This is a genomic window from Salinilacustrithrix flava (genome assembly GCF_041228405.1).
Taxonomy (GTDB): domain Bacteria; phylum Actinomycetota; class Acidimicrobiia; order Acidimicrobiales; family Salinilacustritrichaceae; genus Salinilacustrithrix; species Salinilacustrithrix flava.
Genome location: NZ_CP133888.1, coordinates 2,283,412 through 2,300,725, shown reverse-complemented (window position 1 = coordinate 2,300,725; position 17,314 = coordinate 2,283,412). Strand labels below are relative to the sequence as shown.

Genomic DNA, 17,314 nt, shown 5'->3' with positions numbered 1-17,314 from the left:
AGCCAGCCGGCTCCCCTACGCTCGGCGCGATGCGGCTCGCCAAGGTGCTCAGCGGCGTCGGCCGGACCCTGATCTGGTCGGGGGCCATCGTGCTCCTCTTCGTCGCCTACCAGCTGTGGGGCACCGGCCTCGCCCACGCCCAGGCCCAGGACGACCTGTCCGACGACTTCGCCGCGCTCCTCGAGACGACGACCACCACGTCGTCGACCACCACGACGACCGAGCCCGAGGACGAGCCGGCGACCACGACGACGACCACCACCACCGCACCCCTGCCGCCGCCCGCCGACGGCGAGGCGGTCGCACGGATGGTCATCCCCAAGATCGGGGTGGACGAGATCGTGGTCGAAGGCGTGAGCCGCGACGACCTGAAGAAGGGGCCGGGCCACTACCCGCAGACGCCGATGCCGGGCCAGCCGGGCAACTCGGCCATCGCCGGGCACCGCACCACCTACGGCCAGCCGTTCCACCGGGTCGACGAGCTCGTCCCGGGCGACGAGATCATCGTCACCACCCTCCAGGGCGAGTTCCGCTACGAGGTCTCCGGCACCGAGATCGTGCTCCCCAGCCAGGTGGAGGTCATCGACGACCAGGGCGACGACCGCCTGACGCTGACGTCGTGCCACCCCAAGTACTCGGCGCGGCAGCGCATCATCGTCTCCGCCCTGCTGGTCGACGAGCCCGCCCCGGCCACGCCGACCCGACCCGAGGTGGAGGCCCCCGAGGAGCTCGCCGACGAGGACGTCGAGGACGGCGGCAGCATCGATGAGGGTGCAGACGAGGTGGACGACGACGAGGTCGAGGAGGCGGGCGTCCCCGTGGACCTCGAGAGCCTGGACGGGGTGGACGAGCGCACCGCCGGACCCGCCGTGCTGTGGGGGTCGGTGACGGCGGCGATCTGGCTCGCCTTCTACGCCCTGTCCCGCCTCTGGCGCCGGTGGCCCGCCTACGTGCTGGGAGCGCCGGTGTTCGCCGTCAGCCTGTTCGTGTTCTTCGGGGCCTTCTCCGAGCTCCTGCCCGCCAACTACTGACCCGGTACGGTCCGGAGCCATGCCAGGCCGCAACCGGGGAGCCGTCGCGCTCGGCTCCGTCGCGCTCGGCGCGACCTCGCTCCTCGGGGCGTGCGCCGGCGACGACGGCGCCGCCGGCGCACCCGAGAGCCCGTCCCCGTCGACGGTGCAGGAAGGCCCGGTGGCGGCCACCGCCGTGGCCGTGGGCGACTGCCTCAACGGCGTGGTCATCGGCGCCGCCGAGCGAGCCACCATCTCCTCGGCCGACGTGGTGTCCTGCGACCGGGCCCACGGCCTGGAGGTCTACGCGACCTTCACGCTCCAGCCCGACGACTTCGGGCTGACCGACCCGGCCGAGTACCCGGGCCCTGCTCGGGTCGTGCGGGCCGCCGACGAGCGCTGCGCCGAGCGGATCGAACAGGTGGTGGAGGACCCCGGCGCGTTCGGCCTCATCGCCCTGTGGCCCTCCCAGGAGTCCTGGGCGGCAGGCGATCGGACCGTGGCGTGCGCCGTGTTCTCGCCCGACGGCTCGACCTTCGAGGCCCGCCAGATCTGACCGCTACGCGCCGCGGAACCGCGGAGCGCGCTTGTCCTGGAAGGCCCGGATGCCCTCGAGGCGGTCCTCGCTGGTCCAGACGCGGTCGAAGGCGGCCTCGACGTCGGGGTCCGAGACCTCCCGACCGGAGAGCCGATCGAGGGCCAGCTTCTGCCCGGCGACCGACAGCGGGGCCAGCGCCGCGATCTCGACGGCCCAGGCGATCGCGGCCGCTGTGTCGCCGGCCCGTTGGGCGAACCCGGTGCGCAGCGCCGCCTCGGCATCGATGGTGTCCGCGGCCAGCAGCACGGCCCGGGCGGGTCCGTGGCCAGCGAGCAGCGCCAGCTTCTCGATGGTCCAATGGTCGACCATCAGCCCGAGCTTCGCCGACGGGATCCCGAACCGGGCGTCCGGCCCCACGACCCGGAGGTCGCACGACAGCGCCAGCTGCATCCCGGCCCCCATCGCCGGTCCGTGGACGGCGGCGATGGTGCAGATCGGCAGGCCGCTCAGCGCGTCCAGCGTCGAACGGACCAGCGCGGCCGCCTCCCGGTCCTCGACGTGGGTGAGGTCGGCACCGGCGCAGAACGCCGATCCGGCGCCGGCGAGGACCAGCGCCCGTGCGTCGCCGACACCCTCGAACGCGGCGCGCAGGCCGTCCAGGTGCTCCGCGTCGACGGCGTTGCGTCGATCGGGCCGGTCGATGGTGCAGACCAGCACCTCGTCGTGTCGCTCGGTCCGGATCATCGTCGCATCTTGGCAGGTGCCCCCGGGTGGCCTGGCTACCCTCGCCCGGTGCGCCACCGGCTCCTCGTGCTCGTCCTCGCGCTGGCGCTCGCGGGGTGCGGTGACGACGAACCCAGCACCGAGGAGCGCCGGGCCGAGGTCGTCGACCAGCTCGCCGAAGACCTCCGGACCGAGGCGAGCACGCTGACCGCGGGGCAGGCGGACTGCGTCGCCGAGGCGCTCGTCGACACCGTCGGTGAGGAGCGCTTCGACGACCTCATCGCTGCCGCAGCCGAGGACGGAGACCCCGAGCTCCGCGGCCAGGTCATCGACGTGTTCGCCTCGTGCGACGCGCTCGAGCCGGTCCAGGACGGCGGCTGATCCGAGGGTTACCGTTTGGGCCGTGCTGACCGCATTGCTCGCCGCCGTGGTCGGCGTCGTCGTCGGTGCACTCCGCCGTCCGCTCGGCGCCCACCTGGCCGACCCGCGGGTGGTCGCACCCGGCATCGCCGTCGTCGCCGTCGCGATGCACCTCTCGCTCGGCCTGCTCGGCAGCAGCGTAGCCGGTCCCCTGCTCGGTCTGTCCCTGTTCCTGCTCACCGGCTTCGCCCTGCTCAACCTGCACCTCGTCGGCATGGGTGTGCTCGGCATCGGCCTGGCGGCGAACGCCGCCGTCGTGCTGGGCAACGGGGCCATGCCGGTCCGGGCCAGCGCGGTGGTCAGCGCCGGCGTGGCCCGGCCGGGCGAGCTCGTCCTCGTCGACCTCGGCGCCGGCCGGCGCTTCGAGGCGACGGGCGACTGGCTGCCCGTGCTCGGCGACGTCATCCCGGTCGAGGCGCTGGGCGCGGTGATGTCCTTCGGTGACCTGATCGTGCTGGCCGGCATCGGGGCGGTGGCGGCCGATCTGGTCCGCTACGCCCGCCGCCCGCGCCCGGGCTCAGCCCGACTCGCCCGCCGGGGCGGGCTCGCGGCGCAGCTCGTCGGCGAGCACGGCGTCGACGGGGAGGCGCTCCGGGTCGGCGATGGCCCCCTGCACGGCCAGGAACTGCACGGTGGCGGGGACGTCGTGGACGCGGAAGACGGTCTCGGGCACCGCCGTCGCCACCGCGCCGACGGCCGCCAGGGTTCCGGCGTCGCGCCGGCGGGGCGTCGTGGAGGTGATGGCGCCGATGAAGTCCTTGCGGGACAGGGCCAGCAGCAGCGGCCGGCCGAGCTCGGCCATGCGGGCGATCCCGTGGACGAGGTCGAGGGACTGGCGCGGCGTCTTGGCGAAGTCGACACCCGGGTCGAAGAGCACCTGCTCACGTGACACACCGGCCGCCTCGAGGCGGTCGATGGTGCGGTGACCGAAGTCGAGGACGTCCTCCACGACGTCGCCGTACAGGTCGCCCTCGAGGATCTTGACCTTCGGCGGCCCGACCGTGTGCATCAGCACGAAGCCGGCGCCCCACTCGGCGACGACGTCGGCCAGCTCGGGGTGGTGCAGGGCGGAGACGTCGTTGATCACGTCGGCCCCGGCCCGCAGGCAGGCGTCGGCCACGGCCGGCTTGTAGGTGTCGATCGACAGGAGCCCGTCGATGCCCGCGGCTCGCACGGCCTCGATCAGGGGCACCAGGCGGGCCGTCTCCTCCTCCACGACCAGCTCGGGCGTCTTGGTGTTGGCCGACTGCCCGCCGAGGTCGACGATGAGCGCCCCGGCGTCGAACTGGGTGCGCACCTGGGCGACCTGCTCGTCGAGCGAGGTGCCGCCGTCGCCGGAGAAGGACTCCGGGCTGGCGTTGACGATGCCCATCGCCGCGGGCGCGTCGATGGCGAGGGTGCGGCGGCGGGTGCGGAAGGTCGGGTCCACCCGACCGACCCTAGAGAGGTCAGGCCGCGCCGGAGCGGTTGATGGCGGACTCGTCGGTGCCCAGGTAGGACTCGACCACGGCGGGGTGCGAGAGCACCTCGTCGGGCGTGCCGGTGGCGATGACGGCGCCGGTCTCGAGGGCGATGAGCTGGTCGCAGATGCTGGACAGCAGCGGCATGTCGTGCTCGATCACCAGGATCGAGCAGCCGGTGCGCTCCCGGACCCGGAGGAGCAGCGGGCCGAGGGCCTCGGTCTCCTTCTGCGCCACGCCGCCGGAGGGCTCGTCGAGCATGAGCACCGACGGGCCCTGGGCGAGGATGCAGGCCAGGTCGACGATGCGCCGCGACCCGGTGGACAGCTCGCCGGTGAGCTTCTCCCGGTAGGCGCCGAGGCCCATGAGGTCGATGAGCTCCTCCACCTTGAGGGCGATGTCCATCTCGACCTCGTAGGAGGCGGGCAGGCCGAGCGTGGAGGCCATGATGTCGTGGTTGGCGAGGTGGCGCTCCCGGGCGACGGCGATCGTCTCGGCCACGGTGAGCGACGGGTACAGCCGGGCGTCCTGGAAGGAGCGGCCGAGGCCGGCCCGGGCCCGCTCGTGGGGCTGCCACTCGGTGACGTCGAGGCCCTGGATGCCGATCCGGCCGGCCTCGATCTTGAGGAACCCCGAGATGCAGTCCATCAGCGTGGTCTTGCCGGCCCCGTTGTGACCGATGAGGCCGATGATCTCGCCGTCGCGCAGGTCGAGGTCGACGCTGTCCACGGCGGTGATGCCGCCGAAGCGCTTGATGACGCCGCGGCACTGCAGCACGGCTCGGGCGTCCTCGGCGATGGTGGATGCTCGCTTCGGCTCCGCCTTCGGCGCGGCGTCGTCGGCCTCGTCGGCGTTGGAGCCGGCGATGAACACCGAGCGCAGGATGTCGGGGCGGTCGAGCAGCTCGCGGGTCGGGCCGGTGAAGCGGAACTCGCCCTTCTCCATGAACACGGCCCGTTCGGCCAGGTTGAGCGCCACGTTGACCGACTGCTCCACCACGATGATGGTGGTGCCCCGGCGGTGGATCTCGTCGACCACCTCGAGCAGCCGGGCCACGATCGTGGGCGCGAGGCCGAGGGAGAGCTCGTCGATCATGAGCAGCTCGGGGCTGGTCATGAGCGCCCCTCCGAGGGCGAGCATCTGCTGCTCGCCGCCGGACAGGTCGCCGGCGAGCTGACCGGACCGCTCGGACAGGATCGGGAACAGGTCCAGGACCTCGGCCTTGGTCTCCTTCACCCGCTGGGGGTCGTCGCGGATCAGCCACGAGGCGAGACGCAGGTTCTCGGCCACGGTGAGGGTCGGGAAGATGCCCTTGCCGCCGGGCATGAGCGCGGCACCCTTGCCGGCGACGAGGTCGGCCGACAGGCCGGTGATGTCCTCGCCCATGAGCTCGACGGTGCCGGCCTTGGGGGCCTTGAGGCCGCAGATGGCCTTGAGGAGGGTGGACTTGCCGGCGCCGTTGGTGCCGAGCAGTGCCACGACCTCGCCCCGCTTCACCTCCAGGTCGACGCCGAACAGGATCTGGACCGGCCCGTAGCTCACGTCGATGCCCGAGCACCGCAGGATCGTCTCGGTGTCGGCTGCCGGCTCGGTCGCCCGGCCGTTGGTCGCCACCGTCGAGGGGGTGCCGTGGTGGCCGTTGCCCGACGGGGCGTCCAGGACCAGCGTCTGGTCGGCCCCCAGGTCGGGCACGCCGTCGGCCTCGGCCCGCAGCGGGGCCCGGCGGCGTGGTGCGGTGGTGCTTCGTCCGTCGGTGGAGGTCATCGGGCGCTCCCCACGAGCTCGTCGTGTGCGGTGGTGGTGGGTTCGTCGTCCTCGCCGCCGAGGGCACCTCGCAGGAGGTTCTCGTCCTCGCCCTCGTCCTCCTCGTCGACCCGCTTGTCGGCCACGAGGGACGGCACGAGGATGTCGTGCCGCTCGGCGATGCGGCGCAGGAAGCGGTCCCGGACGTTGGCAGCCAGCTGGGCGAGGCCGCCGGGGAAGACCAGCAGGACGATGAGCAGGCCTGCGCCGGAGATCAGCTGGCGGATCTCGCCCAGGGCGGTGATCGAGCCGAGCCACTGGAACAGCAGGACGCCGCCGATGGCCCCGGACACCGAGCTGAGCCCGCCGATCACAGCGGTGGAGAACACCTCGAGGCTCATCTCCGGGCTGTAGGTGCCCTGGTTCAGCCCGTGGAGGATGGTGACGTGCAGGGCGCCGGCGATCCCGGCGATGGTGCCGGCGACGAGGAAGGCGGCCAGCTTGATCCGGGTGGTGGGCACCGATGCCGAATCCGCCGCCCGCTCGTTGTCGCGGGTGGCGATGATGACCCGGCCGGCCCGGGTGCCACGGACGCTGCGGGCGGCCAGCACCGACAGGAGCAGGAGGGCGAGGCAGAGCGCGTACATCGGGTAGCCCCGCTCCAGGTCCCAGCGCTCCCAGAGCACCGGGCGGGTGACGTCGCCCGGGATGATCGAGGAGAAGTTGTCCCGGTTCAGCACGTAGCTGTTGAGAGCGACCGCGAAGGCCAGCGTGCTCACGGCGAGGAACAGCCCGCGGATGCGCAGGGCGGGGAGACCGACCACCAGGGCGGTGAGGGCACCGACGAGGCCGGCGCCGGTGAGCACGACGAAGTAGTCGATGTCGCCGCGCTGCAGGACGTTGCCGGCGAGCAGGCCGCCCATGCCGGCGATGGCGAACTGGCCGAGGCTGATGTGGCCGCCCCACCCGGTGAGGATGACGAGGGACACGGCGACCATCGACCAGACCATCGCGATCGCGGCGAGCAGCTGGTTGGACGGACCCCACGACAGCGGCACGAACACCAGCAGGGCGAGCACGCCGAGGGTCATGACCACCTTGGCGATGCGGATCTCGGGCAGGTGGCGCAGCTCCAGCGGCACCGGCTTGATCACGCCCTCGGAGCTGAAGGCCGCGCTCTCGGAGTTCATCGCCCGGGACAGCGAGGCCCGCTGCAGCAGCAGGGCGATCAGGATGACGGCGAGGAAGAACATGGTGGTGATCGACGGGCTGCCGGTGCCGTTCCAGCGCACGAGCTGGTCGAGGATGCCGAGGCCGATGCCGGCGGCGAAGGCCATCGGCAGCGACTCGAGGCGGGCCACGACGGCCGCGGCGAGGGCGGGCAGCAGCACGGCCGGGCCGGCGGAGACCACCGAGGGGGACACGCCCGAGGAGGGGGCCTGCAGCACGTAGGTGAGCGCAGCGAGGCCGCCGGCGATCATCCACACGATGCGGCCCAGCTTGTAGACGGGGATGCCGAGCAGCAGGGCCCGGTCCTCGTTCTCGGCGGCGGCACGGATGGCGACGCCGGCGTCGGTCTTGAGCAGGAACCAGGCGAGCCCGGCGATCACCGCGGGCACCACGGCGATGATGAGGATCTCGTCGCCGGTCATGGTCTTGACGTCGAGGGTGAAGCGGACGTCGAGGGGGATGGTGAACCCGCCGGCGAGGGAGATGAACCCGATGGCCTTGTTGGCCAGCAGGCTCAGGACGCCGAAGATCTGGGCCAGGCCGATGGAGGCCACCGTGAGGATGAGGCGGCTCGCCCCCTTGAACCGACGGATCAGCAGCTCGGTGACGAACCCGACGCCGACACCGATGACCACAGCGAGGGCCAGGGCGGCGAAGAACGGCAGGCCCTGCTCGAGGTGCAGGCCGAGGGCGAACGCCCCGGGCAGCGCACCCATCGCCGCGTAGGAGAAGTTCACGAAGCGGTTGGTGCGGTAGATGAGGATCAGGCCCATGGCGAGCAGGGCGGTGGTGGTGCCCTGCACCGTGCCGATGAACAGCACGCCGTAGGGGGCCTTGTCCCGGAGGAGGTCGCCCGTGCCGGGGAGGACGTAGAGCAGGGCGTAGCCGAGGACGAGGCCGGCGACGGCGAGCGTCGCCTTGGCCTTCTTGCTCAGCCCACCCAGCCCACCGGCGCCGGGCACCCGGTCGAGGACGGCGGTCATCAGCCGTTCCTCGCCGGGATGGCGGGGTCGCCGCCGGGGATCTGGCCGGTCTCCCAGCGCTCCCCACTCGTGCCGATGTAGGCGCCCTGCTTGCCGTTGTACGGGGAGATCGCGTTGGTGTCGAAGTAGATCTCCCGCACATCGTTGGCGGCGGTGCGGTCACCCGGTCCGAACTTCCAGAGACCCACCGGGCCCCGGCGGGCCGGGTAGTTGAACATGCCGTCGGAGAACGACTGGGGCGTCAGGTTCGGGCCGGCGCCCTGGACGCCGATGGCCAGCATGTACATCTGGTAGTAGATGAGGTCGACCGAGAACGCCGGCTCCTCGTTGGGTCGCACCGTCTTGAACGCCTCGTAGGCGATGGTCTGGGTCGGCGGCACGAAGTCGGTGAGCGAGGACACGCCGAAGGCCTGGCGGGCGAAGGCGGGCTCCCACAGCTGGCCGACGATGTCGGTGTCGGTGAGGGCGGTGCCGGCGATGATGAACTCGGGGTAGTACTGCTCCCGGTTGGCCACGCCGGACAGGAACACCGGCAGCACCGGGTCGCAGCCGCAGACCACGGTGGTGACGCCCTCGTTCTTCAGCTTGGGGATGATGTTGTTGGCCTGGCTCGACATGGTGGACAGGTCGAGCTGGTACTTCACGTTGAGGCCCGGGTCGTTGCCGGCCTCCTCGGTGATGCGGCGGGAGTTGTTCACCGACTCCTGGTACCAGGAGTTCTCCGGCGCGATGGTGGCGAACTTGCGGGGCTGACCCTGCAGGTTGCCGGCGGCGAAGGCCGCTGGCTTGCCGTGGAGGCGCTTGTTGGCGTACTCGGCGGCCAGCTCGGACACCCGGGTGCCGTCGGTGGCGAGGGACCAGGCGAAGGGCGCCCGCTGCTCGTGCCACTCACGGGACAGATAGGGGGTGCCGAACCCGATCACGCCTCGGGAGGCGAGGGCACCGGCGTAGGGCTCCGACGTGGCGGACAGGTCGGCGAAAGATCCGATCTCCTCGGCCACCTTGGTGGCGTCAGCCTCGGCCCGGTCGCGGCCCTTGCCGAGCAGCTCGTTCGTGTTGGAGCCCTGCCCGTCGTAGAACTGGACCTTGATCTCGCGGCCGTAGAACTCGAAGCGCTGGTTGAAGTACTCGGCGAAGGCCGTGATGGTGTTCTGGATCGTCTCCGGGGTGTCGGACAGGCTGGCGCCGGCGAGCTCGGCCAGCGTCTGCTGGAAGCCCTTCTCGCCGCCGAGCACCCGGTAGGACACGAGGATGGTGTCCCCGGTGACGCCCTTGGTGGTGCCCCCGCCGTTGTTGCCCCCGGCCCAGGCCACGCAGGGCGGGCTGTAGGGGTCGCCGGGGATCTGCTCCTGGCGGTCGGGGCAGGCCTGGACCCCCTCGATGGGGGCGATGCCGCTGCCCGCGCCGTCGCTGGCGACGCCGCCGGCGTCACCCCCGCCGCCACCACCGGCGGCAGCCGGGTCGGCGCCACCCTGGGTGCCCGGCGTGGTGCTCGGCGTGCCGGGGGCGGTGGACCCCGTCGTGGCGCCGTCGTTGCTCTGGGCGCCGAACCCCTGGCCGGCGGCGGGAGCGCCGCTGCCGCCGCTCGAGACCTGCTGGTTCGGGACCGTGGTGGGCACCACCATGGCCATCAGGACGAGCATGGCGGCGAAGACCGCCAGCGGGCCGTAGCCCCGCAGGATGCGACGGTTGACGGGGAAGGACCCCTGTGGCGTGGGTTGCGGGGTGGGCGCGGACATCAGCTGACCTCCATGAGGGTGGAACGCTGCGCACGACGCATCTGGGAGCGATCGGCGGCGGCGAGTGCAGCGAGGAGTGCGAGACCGCCGAGGCCGACGCCCGCGAGGGCACCACCTCGGCTGCCGGAGAGCGGTTCGATGTCGGCGATGGCCTGCTCGTCGCCGGCGACCGCGCCCGTGGTGGCGGCCACGGTGGTCGGAGGCGTCGTGGCCGCGGCGCCGGCGGGGGCCGACGACCCACCGGACAGCGAGGGCGAGCTGGCTCCGCTCGACGACAGCGACGGCGAGGAGCCGCCCCCGGAGCTGAGCGGGGGCAGGGACGGCGGCGCACCGAGGGAGCCGAGGAACGAGGTGAACTCGATGTCGTCGGAGGTGGCGGTGACGCCGCCCAGCTCGAGGCTGAGCGACCCGGCGCCGCTCACGGAGCCGAGGACGAGGTCGAGGATCGTCAGGTAGGCGGCGTTGCTGCAGTCGGCCTCGATGATGGCGTCGAAGAGGCTCTCGCGCACCGGCTGGATGGCGTTGAAGACCGGGCCGAGCACCGACTCGCGCGTCGTGCTCGGGATGATGCTGATGCGCATGGCGTCGACGAACTGGATGCCGGACTCGGTGCGCACCGTGGGCGGCGTGATGCGGAAGCCGAGGGGCTCGAGCACGGCGTTGGCCTCGGCGAGGGGGGCGAGCGGGTTCTCCTCGGGGATCGGCAGCGCCTGGCCGGCGACCTCGATGCCCTCGATGGTGAAGGACCCGGTGGACTCCTCGGCGGGTGCCGTCTGGTAGGCGGCCTCCCACTTCAGGCCCTTGAGCACGACCTGGCCGCCGCCGAGGCTGACGCGGCCGATCTCGGTGACGGCCCGGGCGATGCGCTTGCCGTCGATGATGCCGGACTCGGTGCTGCTCTGGCTGGCCCCGATCTGCAGCACGGCGGCCTCGCCGGCGGCGGCGGTGGTGGCCACGGAGCGAGCGAGCGGCTCGGCGGTGGCGATCACCCGCTTCTCCACGCCGTTCTCGGACTCGACCTGCTCCTGGCCGGCGCCCTCCTCCGTGGAGCGGGCGACGAGGGGCTGGGGCTGGTCCTCCTTCGGCAGCGTCGGGTCGCCGCCGTCGCAGCCCTCGCCGCCCAGGGTGACGCCGATGACACCGAGGTCGGCGGACCGGGCCTCGGCGATGGCGACGGTGTTCTGGTGCCCGGCGAGGGACATGCCGTAGGTGATCCCGAAGCTCAGGCGTCCGCTGCGGGGATCGACCTTGATCCCCTGGGCATAGGCGTTGCCGAGGCCGGGCTCGACGCCCTCCTGGCCGGAGGCGGCGGGCGACGTGGCCAGAAGGCCGCCCATGGCGACCGTCCAGACGGCTCCCATCGCCAGCGTCCGCTTGAACGCGTTCAGCTGCATCTGCACGAACCACCCCGTGTTCGTCTGCGCAGGATCCGACCCCCGTGGCCCGTCCTGCGAACGGTTGTTGTGTTCCGGAACGTTCTTCGTGACGGGTGGCACTGACTCCTGTCCATCGGTGCAGAAATCTGACCGCCGGTAACCCCTGTGCCGGCCTCGGTCGCGATCAGCGCGGTGTGGGACCATTCCTGCCGTGCCCGATCCCGCTCGCCCCGACCGGAGCGACCCCGTGCTCGAGCGCCGGCGACGCATCGCCGGGCTCGTCCGCACCGGCCAGCGCCTCGGCTACGGCCTGTTCGGCCTGGCCATCGTGCTCTTCGCCGTCGGCCTCGTCATGGGCTTCGGCGGGGTCGTGACACCGGGGATCGTGGCCGCGATCGTCATCGGGTCGATCGTGCTCGCGCCGGCGATCGTGTTCGGGTACGCGGTGAAGGCGGCCGAGCGGGAAGATCGCGAGCAGGGCCGCACCACGCTGGGGCGGCCCGAGTAGGCGAGGGCCGCCGCTACCAGCCGCGCTCGCCGGCGCGTGGCGGCAGGATCTGCTGGAAGCGGCGCCGACGGGCCTTCACCGCGAGCAGGTCGGCGGCGAGCCGGGTCGCCGGCAGGGGACGGATCGGCTGGGCCGGGCGCCGCGTCGTGGCAGCGGGAGCGCGGTTGCGGCTGGGCACGACCGAGGGTTCGCCCGGCCCGCCCCGCACTCCTTCCCCCAGCGTCGAGGAATTCCCGGGACCGCTGCGACGTGGGATGTGCCTCGGCGGCGGCGGCGGTGGTAGCCACGTCCCATGTCGTCCCGGCTCCCCGCGGCCCGCCGGCGGGAACAGCTCCTGGAGGTGGCCCTCCACGTGTTCGCCGCACGCGGCTTCCACCAGACCTCGATGAACGACGTGGCCGAGGCCGCGGGCGTGACCAAGCCCGTGCTGTACCAGCACTTCACGTCCAAGCGCGCCCTGTACCTGGAGCTGCTGGAGCTCGTCAGCCTCCGCCTGATGGCGGCGATCGACGAGGCGACGAGCGCGGCCGCCGGGCCCCGCGAGCAGGTCGTGCGAGGCCTGCGGGCCTACTTCCGGTTCGTGGTCGACTCCCCCGACGAGTACCAGCTGATGTTCGGAGGCGGCACCCGACGGGATGCCGAGTTCGCCCAGGAGGCGGCCCGCCTCGAGCGCAGCATCGCCGAGGTGATCGCCGACCTCATCACGGTCGACGGCCTCGCCGAGCACGAGCGGGTCCTGCTCGCCCACGGCATCGTCGGCCTCGCCGAGGGCGCCACGCGCCACTGGCTGGGCGACGAACTCGATCTGGACGCGGACGAGATCACCGATCGCGTCGCCGACCTGGCCTGGCGCGGTCTGCGGGGGATCCGCAGCGAGCCCCGGTGAGCGACCCGGGCGATCCGGGCGGGCCGGACGACGTCGGCGTCGGTCCCCACCCCGAGCCCTGGCCCGACGACCCCCGCCTCGACCCCGAGCTGCTGGCCGCCGGCGACCGGCGCAACGTGGTCGACCGCTACCGGTACTGGCGCCTCGAGGCCATCGTCGCCGACCTCGACCAGCGGCGGCACCCGTTCCACGTGGCAGTGGAGAACCTCCAGCACGACCTGAACATCGGCACCGTCGTCCGCAACGCCAACGCGTTCCTCGCCGAGGCCGTGCACATCGTCGGGCGGCGCCGGTGGAACCGACGGGGCGCGATGGTCACCGACCGCTACCAGCACGTCCAGCACCACCCCGACGTGGACGCCCTCGGCGAGTGGGCCGCCGGGCGCGACCTGCCCGTCGTGGGCATCGACAACCTGCCCGGCAGCGTGCCGCTCGAGCAGGTGGCGCTCCCCCGGCGGTGCGTGCTGCTCTTCGGCCAGGAGGGCCCGGGCCTGTCGGACGCGGCCCGCGAGCGCCTCGACCTGGTGTGCTCCATCGCCATGTTCGGCTCCACCCGGTCGATCAACGCCGGTGTCGCCTCGGGCATCGCGATGCACGCCTGGATCCGGCAGCACGCGCTCGGCGAGGATGCCCGGCCATGACGGTGCCACCCATGACCACCGCGGACGTCGACGTGCTGCGGACCCGCCTGTCGAACTGGGACCGGTGGGGCGCGGAGGACCAGCTGGGGGCGCTGAACCACATCCGCACCGAGCACCGCGCCGCCGCAGCGGCCACCGTGCGGCGGGGTCGTACCGTGTCCTGCGCCCGGCCCCTGCCGACCCTCCCGGCACCGGAGAACCCGTCGCCCGCCGAGCACCACATGATCGGCACCCACACCGAGGGCTACGGCGCCGACTGGATCGGCGTCGCGTCCCACGGGTACGCCACCAGCCACCTCGACGCGCTCTGCCACATCTTCTGGGACGGCCGGACCTACAACGGCCACCCCACCGAGGTCGTCACGGCCCACGGGGCCGAGCAGCTCGGCGTGCACCACCTGCGCGACGGCGTCGTCGGTCGGGGCGTGCTCCTCGACATCCCGCCGGTCCGGGGGGTCGAGGCCCTCGAGCCGGGCACCGCGATCACGGTGGAGGACCTGGAGGCCGCGGAGGCCCGAGCCGGGCTCACCGTCGGCACCGGCGACATCCTGCTCGTGCGCACGGGCCGCTGGACCTGGCACCGCGAGCACGGCCCCTGGGACCCGCGCCAGCAGCTCGCCGGGCTCCACGCATCGTGCCTGCCGTGGCTGCACGAGCGCGAGGTGGCGATGCTGGGCTCCGACGGGGTCAGCGACGTCCACCCGTCCCACGTCGAGCCCACCGACGGCGTCCCGACCCGGTTGCCGGTCCACACCGTCGGCATCGTGGCGATGGGACTGCACCTGCTCGACAACCTCGACCTCGAAGACCTCGCCGCCGCCTGCACCGAGGAGGGGCGATGGGCGTTCCTGCTCACCGTGGCCCCGCTCATCGTCGTCGGAGGCACGACGTCGCCCGTCAACCCGATCGCCGTCCTGTAGTGCTCATCCTCCTGCCGCCCTCCGAGGGCAAGGCCGTCGGCTCCCGGGGCGCACCGCTGGACCTCGACCGGCTCTCCTTCCCCGGGCTCACCGGCACCCGACGGCGGGTGCTCGACGCCCTGGTCGCCGCCTCAGGACAGGCCGACGCCCTGGCCGTGCTCGGCGCGCCGAAGGGCGCCGCCGACCGGGTCGCGGCCAACACCGAGCTGTGGACGGCCCCGACGCTGCGGGTCGCCGACCTCTACACCGGCGTGCTCTACGACGCCCTGGACCTGGGGACGCTCGATCCGGCCGCCAAGCGGCGCGCCACCCGCCGCCTGGTCGTCGTCTCCGCCCTGTTCGGCGCCCTCCACCCGAACGACCGGGTCCCGTCGTACCGGCTGTCGATGGGCGTCGACCTCCCCGGGGTGGGTCCCCTGGCCCGGGCGTGGCGGGAGCCGCTGGGCGAGGTGCTCCCGGGAGCTGCGGGGCGGGGCGTGGTGGTGGACCTGCGCTCGTCCACCTACGCCGCGGCCTGGAAGCCGACCGGGGCCCTCGCCGAGCGGACGGCGGCCGTCCACGTCGTGCGGGACAGCCCCGGCGGGCGCACGGCGGTGAGCCACATGGCCAAGCACTCGCGGGGTCTCGTCGCCCGGGAGCTGCTGGCCTCCGGCGCCGACCCGCACACGCCCGACGAGCTGGTCGAGGCCCTCGGGTCGGCGTTCGCCGTCAGCATCGACGAGGCGAGGCCCGGTCGACCCCGCCGGCTCGAGGTCGTCGAGCCCGGCTGACCCCCCCGCTTCCGGGCCGCGGTGCACGCCTCGGTGGCGGGTGTCGCATCCCGGTTCCGGGGATCGGCTGGTAGGAAGACCCGGTGGACGGAGTCGACACGGTGCCGCCGATGGATGCCCGCCAGCGGGAGCAGGACCTCGCCCGCATGCGCGACGAGATCTTCGACATCGTCGTGATCGGCGGCGGCGTCACGGGTGCGGGCGTGGCGCTCGATGCCGCGACCCGGGGCCTGTCGGTCGCCCTCGTCGAGCAGCGCGACTTCGCCGCGGGCACGTCGAGCCGGTCGTCCAAGCTCTTCCACGGCGGCCTCCGCTACCTCGAGCAGCTCGAGCTCGGCCTGGTGACCGAGGCGCTCCACGAGCGGAACCTCATGCTCAACCGGCTGTGCCCGCACCTGGCCCGACCCGTGACGTTCCTGTACCCGCTCACCCACCGGGTCTGGGAGCGGGCCTACGTCGGTGCCGGCATCGCCCTGTACGACGCGCTCGCCGCGTTCGGGTCCAACCCGCTCCCCCGCCACCGGCACCTGTCGAAGCGGGCGGCCCGGCGACTGGTCCCGTCGCTGCGCGACGACGTGCTCACCGGCGCCATCACCTACTCCGACGCCCAGGTCGACGACGCCCGGCACACCATGAGCCTGGTGCGAACCGCCCACCACCACGGCGCCGCGGTGGCCGCGTCGGTGCAGGTGGTCGACCTCCTGCGCGAGGGCGGGCGCGTCACCGGCGTCCGGGCGCGCGACGTCGAGACGAACGACGAGCTCGACATCCGCGGCCGCCAGACGGTCAACGCCACCGGCGTGTGGACCGATGAGATCCAGGACATGGCCGGTGGCGCCACCCTGCGGGTGCGGGCATCGAAGGGCGTGCACCTCGTCGTGCCCCGCGACCGCATCGACGCCGGCGCCGGGCTGATCTGCCGCACCCCCACGTCGGTGCTGTTCGTGATCCCGTGGGGGGACTTCTGGCTGGTCGGCACCACCGACACCGACTGGAACCTCGACCTGGCCCGGCCGGCGGCCAGCGCGGCGGACCTGGACTACCTGCTCGGGCAGGTCAACCGGTGGCTGCGCCCAGCCCTCACGCACGCCGACATCGTCGGCGTGTACGCCGGCCTGCGTCCGCTGCTGCACGGGGAGTCGGACAGCACGTCCAAGCTCAGCCGGGAGCACGCCGTCACCACCGTCGCCCCGGGGCTGCTGTCCGTGGCCGGTGGCAAGTACACGACCTACCGGGTGATGGCGGCCGACGCCGTCGATGCCGCGGTGGCCGCCATGGGGGTCGACGCCCCGGCCTCGTGCACGGAGTCGGTGCCGCTGGTGGGCGCCACCGGGTACGAGGCGATGCGCAACCGCCGGGAGCAGCTCGCGGCGGAGTCAGGGCTCCCCGTCGAACGGATCGATCGCCTGCTCGGGCGCTACGGCTCCGAGCTCCCGGTGCTGCTCGAGCTGCTCCGCACCGACCCGGCCATGGCCGAGTGCCTGCCCGGCACCGACGACTACCTCGCGGCCGAAGCGCGCTTCGCCGTGGACCACGAGGGCGCGCTGCACCTCGACGACGTGCTGACCCGTCGCACCCGCCTGTCCATCGAATCGCCCGACCGGGGCGTCAGCGCGGCGCGCGTGGTCGCCGGGATCATGGCCGATGTGCTCGGCTGGGACGAGGCAACCGTGGCCCGCGAGATCGACAGCTACGACAAGCGCGTCGAGGCCGAGCGGCAGAGCCAGCAGGCCGTCGACGACCACACCGCGGATGCCAGGCGGCTGGGCGCCGAGGACGTCCGCGGCACCCTGGGCTGAGCCCGACTCAGTCGCCGGGGGACGTGGCGATGACGGCCGATCGCTGCGGGCCGTCGCCGCGCACGGGCGCTTCCACGTTCACGTCGTCCTCGACCATGTCGTCGACCTCGGTCACGACCCGTTCGACCACGTCCTCGGCGAGGCCGGGCATCGAGCGCTCACGACCCCGGAGCCACACGGTGAGCTTCACCTTGTTGCCCTTGGTGAGGAAGTCGGCCACCTTGCGGGTCTTGGTGGCGAAGTCGTGGTCGCCGATGTTGGGGCGGTACTTCATCTCCTTGACGCCGCCGCCGCTGCGCTTCTTCTTCGACCGGGCCTTCACCGACTGCTCGTACTCGTACTTGCCGTGGTCCATGATCCGGACCACCGGCGGACGGGCCTCGGGGGCGACCTCGACCAGGTCCAGCCCGGCTCGACGGGAGGCCTCGAGCGCGGCGGGCAGCGGCATCTCGCCCACCTGCTCCCCGGTCTCGTCGATCAAGCGGACCCGTTCGGCGCGGATGGCGTCGTTGGTGCGGTGCTTGCTCTCGGGGCGGCGGGCGAAGGGCGTGCGACGTGCGATGGTTCG

Annotated in this window: 17 protein-coding genes and 1 pseudogene; 10 read left to right on the top strand and 8 right to left on the bottom strand. The window is 72.9% G+C overall.

The genetic code is table 11. The annotated features are described in order from the left end of the window. Positions 1 to 29: 29 nt before the first annotated feature. Positions 30 to 1,031, top strand: a complete 1,002-nt coding sequence (locus RGQ06_RS11315; RefSeq protein WP_432428885.1) for a class E sortase — start codon at positions 30 to 32, stop codon at positions 1,029 to 1,031. 19 nt (positions 1,032 to 1,050) lie between these two features. Then, positions 1,051 to 1,566, top strand: coding sequence for a septum formation family protein (locus RGQ06_RS11310; protein ID WP_432428886.1), 516 nt, complete (start codon positions 1,051 to 1,053; stop codon positions 1,564 to 1,566). A 3-nt stretch (positions 1,567 to 1,569) separates the two neighbouring features. On the opposite strand, the gene RGQ06_RS11305 is transcribed toward RGQ06_RS11310, so the two are convergent. Next, complete coding sequence (locus RGQ06_RS11305; RefSeq protein WP_432428887.1) at positions 1,570 to 2,292, bottom strand: enoyl-CoA hydratase; 723 nt, start codon at positions 2,290 to 2,292, stop codon at positions 1,570 to 1,572. 48 nt (positions 2,293 to 2,340) lie between these two features. Here RGQ06_RS11305 and RGQ06_RS11300 point away from each other — a divergent pair, with 48 nt between their 5' ends. Together RGQ06_RS11300 and RGQ06_RS11295 are read left to right on the top strand one after the other, a co-directional pair. After that, positions 2,341 to 2,652, top strand: a complete 312-nt coding sequence (locus tag RGQ06_RS11300) for a hypothetical protein (protein WP_432428888.1) — start codon at positions 2,341 to 2,343, stop codon at positions 2,650 to 2,652. A 145-nt stretch (positions 2,653 to 2,797) separates the two neighbouring features. Further along, positions 2,798 to 3,145 (top strand): annotated as a pseudogene (locus tag RGQ06_RS11295) (DUF5317 family protein); the annotation flags it as partial. A 63-nt stretch (positions 3,146 to 3,208) separates the two neighbouring features. On the opposite strand, the gene folP reads toward RGQ06_RS11295, so the two are convergent. The 5 genes from folP to RGQ06_RS11270 are packed head-to-tail and all read right to left on the bottom strand — an operon-like array spanning position 3,209 to position 11,246. Continuing rightward, positions 3,209 to 4,120 carry a dihydropteroate synthase gene (folP, locus tag RGQ06_RS11290; RefSeq protein ID WP_432428889.1) on the bottom strand — a complete coding sequence of 304 codons (912 nt, stop codon included), beginning with the start codon at positions 4,118 to 4,120 and terminating at the stop codon, positions 3,209 to 3,211. Positions 4,121 to 4,139: 19 nt separating this feature from the next. Then, positions 4,140 to 5,915, bottom strand: a complete 1,776-nt coding sequence (locus RGQ06_RS11285; RefSeq protein WP_432428890.1) for an ATP-binding cassette domain-containing protein — start codon at positions 5,913 to 5,915, stop codon at positions 4,140 to 4,142. Next, positions 5,912 to 8,107: an ABC transporter permease gene (locus RGQ06_RS11280; protein WP_432428891.1), complete on the bottom strand. Its 2,196-nt coding sequence runs from the start codon at positions 8,105 to 8,107 to the stop codon at positions 5,912 to 5,914. The genes RGQ06_RS11285 and RGQ06_RS11280 overlap by 4 nt, the downstream gene beginning before the upstream one ends. Further along, positions 8,107 to 9,846, bottom strand: coding sequence for a hypothetical protein (locus RGQ06_RS11275; RefSeq protein ID WP_432428892.1), 1,740 nt, complete (start codon positions 9,844 to 9,846; stop codon positions 8,107 to 8,109). The genes RGQ06_RS11280 and RGQ06_RS11275 overlap by 1 nt, the downstream gene beginning before the upstream one ends. After that, on the bottom strand, positions 9,846 to 11,246 hold the full coding sequence (locus RGQ06_RS11270; RefSeq protein WP_432428893.1) for a hypothetical protein: 1,401 nt from the start codon (positions 11,244 to 11,246) through the stop codon (positions 9,846 to 9,848). Before RGQ06_RS11270 ends, RGQ06_RS11275 begins: the two co-directional genes overlap by 1 nt. Before the next feature lie 187 nt (positions 11,247 to 11,433). Between RGQ06_RS11270 and RGQ06_RS11265 the strand changes: the two genes are divergently transcribed. Continuing rightward, positions 11,434 to 11,730, top strand: a complete 297-nt coding sequence (locus RGQ06_RS11265; RefSeq protein WP_432428894.1) for a hypothetical protein — start codon at positions 11,434 to 11,436, stop codon at positions 11,728 to 11,730. Positions 11,731 to 11,743: 13 nt separating this feature from the next. Here RGQ06_RS11265 and RGQ06_RS11260 read toward each other — a convergent pair whose 3' ends face one another. Continuing rightward, the gene (locus tag RGQ06_RS11260) at positions 11,744 to 11,908 is read right to left on the bottom strand and encodes a hypothetical protein (protein ID WP_432428895.1); all 165 of its coding nucleotides are present in this window, start codon (positions 11,906 to 11,908) and stop codon (positions 11,744 to 11,746) included. Between the two features lie 114 nt (positions 11,909 to 12,022). Between RGQ06_RS11260 and RGQ06_RS11255 the strand changes: the two genes are divergently transcribed. From RGQ06_RS11255 to RGQ06_RS11235, 5 genes are all read left to right on the top strand, one after another. Continuing rightward, positions 12,023 to 12,616, top strand: coding sequence for a TetR/AcrR family transcriptional regulator (locus tag RGQ06_RS11255; RefSeq protein ID WP_432428896.1), 594 nt, complete (start codon positions 12,023 to 12,025; stop codon positions 12,614 to 12,616). After that, positions 12,613 to 13,257, top strand: a complete 645-nt coding sequence (locus tag RGQ06_RS11250; RefSeq protein WP_432428897.1) for a TrmH family RNA methyltransferase — start codon at positions 12,613 to 12,615, stop codon at positions 13,255 to 13,257. Before RGQ06_RS11255 ends, RGQ06_RS11250 begins: the two co-directional genes overlap by 4 nt. Beyond that, positions 13,254 to 14,177 carry a cyclase family protein gene (locus RGQ06_RS11245; RefSeq protein ID WP_432428898.1) on the top strand — a complete coding sequence of 308 codons (924 nt, stop codon included), beginning with the start codon at positions 13,254 to 13,256 and terminating at the stop codon, positions 14,175 to 14,177. Before RGQ06_RS11250 ends, RGQ06_RS11245 begins: the two co-directional genes overlap by 4 nt. Continuing rightward, complete coding sequence (locus RGQ06_RS11240) at positions 14,177 to 14,947, top strand: YaaA family protein (RefSeq protein WP_432428899.1); 771 nt, start codon at positions 14,177 to 14,179, stop codon at positions 14,945 to 14,947. Before RGQ06_RS11245 ends, RGQ06_RS11240 begins: the two co-directional genes overlap by 1 nt. A gap of 110 nt (positions 14,948 to 15,057) precedes the next feature. After that, positions 15,058 to 16,746: a glycerol-3-phosphate dehydrogenase/oxidase gene (locus RGQ06_RS11235; RefSeq protein WP_432429063.1), complete on the top strand. Its 1,689-nt coding sequence runs from the start codon at positions 15,058 to 15,060 to the stop codon at positions 16,744 to 16,746. A 7-nt stretch (positions 16,747 to 16,753) separates the two neighbouring features. On the opposite strand, the gene infC is transcribed toward RGQ06_RS11235, so the two are convergent. Then, positions 16,754 to 17,308 carry a translation initiation factor IF-3 gene (gene infC, locus RGQ06_RS11230; RefSeq protein ID WP_432430723.1) on the bottom strand — a complete coding sequence of 185 codons (555 nt, stop codon included), beginning with the start codon at positions 17,306 to 17,308 and terminating at the stop codon, positions 16,754 to 16,756. Positions 17,309 to 17,314: the final 6 nt, after the last annotated feature.

Bases quoted from the DNA above. Each gene is read 5' to 3' on its own strand.
- RGQ06_RS11245 (WP_432428898.1), top strand. From the start codon at position 13,254: ATGACGGTGCCACCCATGACCACCGCGGACGTCGACGTGCTGCGGACC.
- RGQ06_RS11310 (WP_432428886.1), top strand. From the start codon at position 1,051: ATGCCAGGCCGCAACCGGGGAGCCGTCGCGCTCGGCTCCGTCGCGCTC.
- RGQ06_RS11285 (WP_432428890.1), bottom strand. From the start codon at position 5,915: ATGACCTCCACCGACGGACGAAGCACCACCGCACCACGCCGCCGGGCC.
- RGQ06_RS11305 (WP_432428887.1), bottom strand. From the start codon at position 2,292: ATGATCCGGACCGAGCGACACGACGAGGTGCTGGTCTGCACCATCGAC.
- RGQ06_RS11280 (WP_432428891.1), bottom strand. From the start codon at position 8,107: ATGACCGCCGTCCTCGACCGGGTGCCCGGCGCCGGTGGGCTGGGTGGG.
- RGQ06_RS11235 (WP_432429063.1), top strand. From the start codon at position 15,058: ATGGATGCCCGCCAGCGGGAGCAGGACCTCGCCCGCATGCGCGACGAG.
- RGQ06_RS11255 (WP_432428896.1), top strand. From the start codon at position 12,023: ATGTCGTCCCGGCTCCCCGCGGCCCGCCGGCGGGAACAGCTCCTGGAG.
- RGQ06_RS11275 (WP_432428892.1), bottom strand. From the start codon at position 9,846: ATGTCCGCGCCCACCCCGCAACCCACGCCACAGGGGTCCTTCCCCGTC.
- RGQ06_RS11315 (WP_432428885.1), top strand. From the start codon at position 30: ATGCGGCTCGCCAAGGTGCTCAGCGGCGTCGGCCGGACCCTGATCTGG.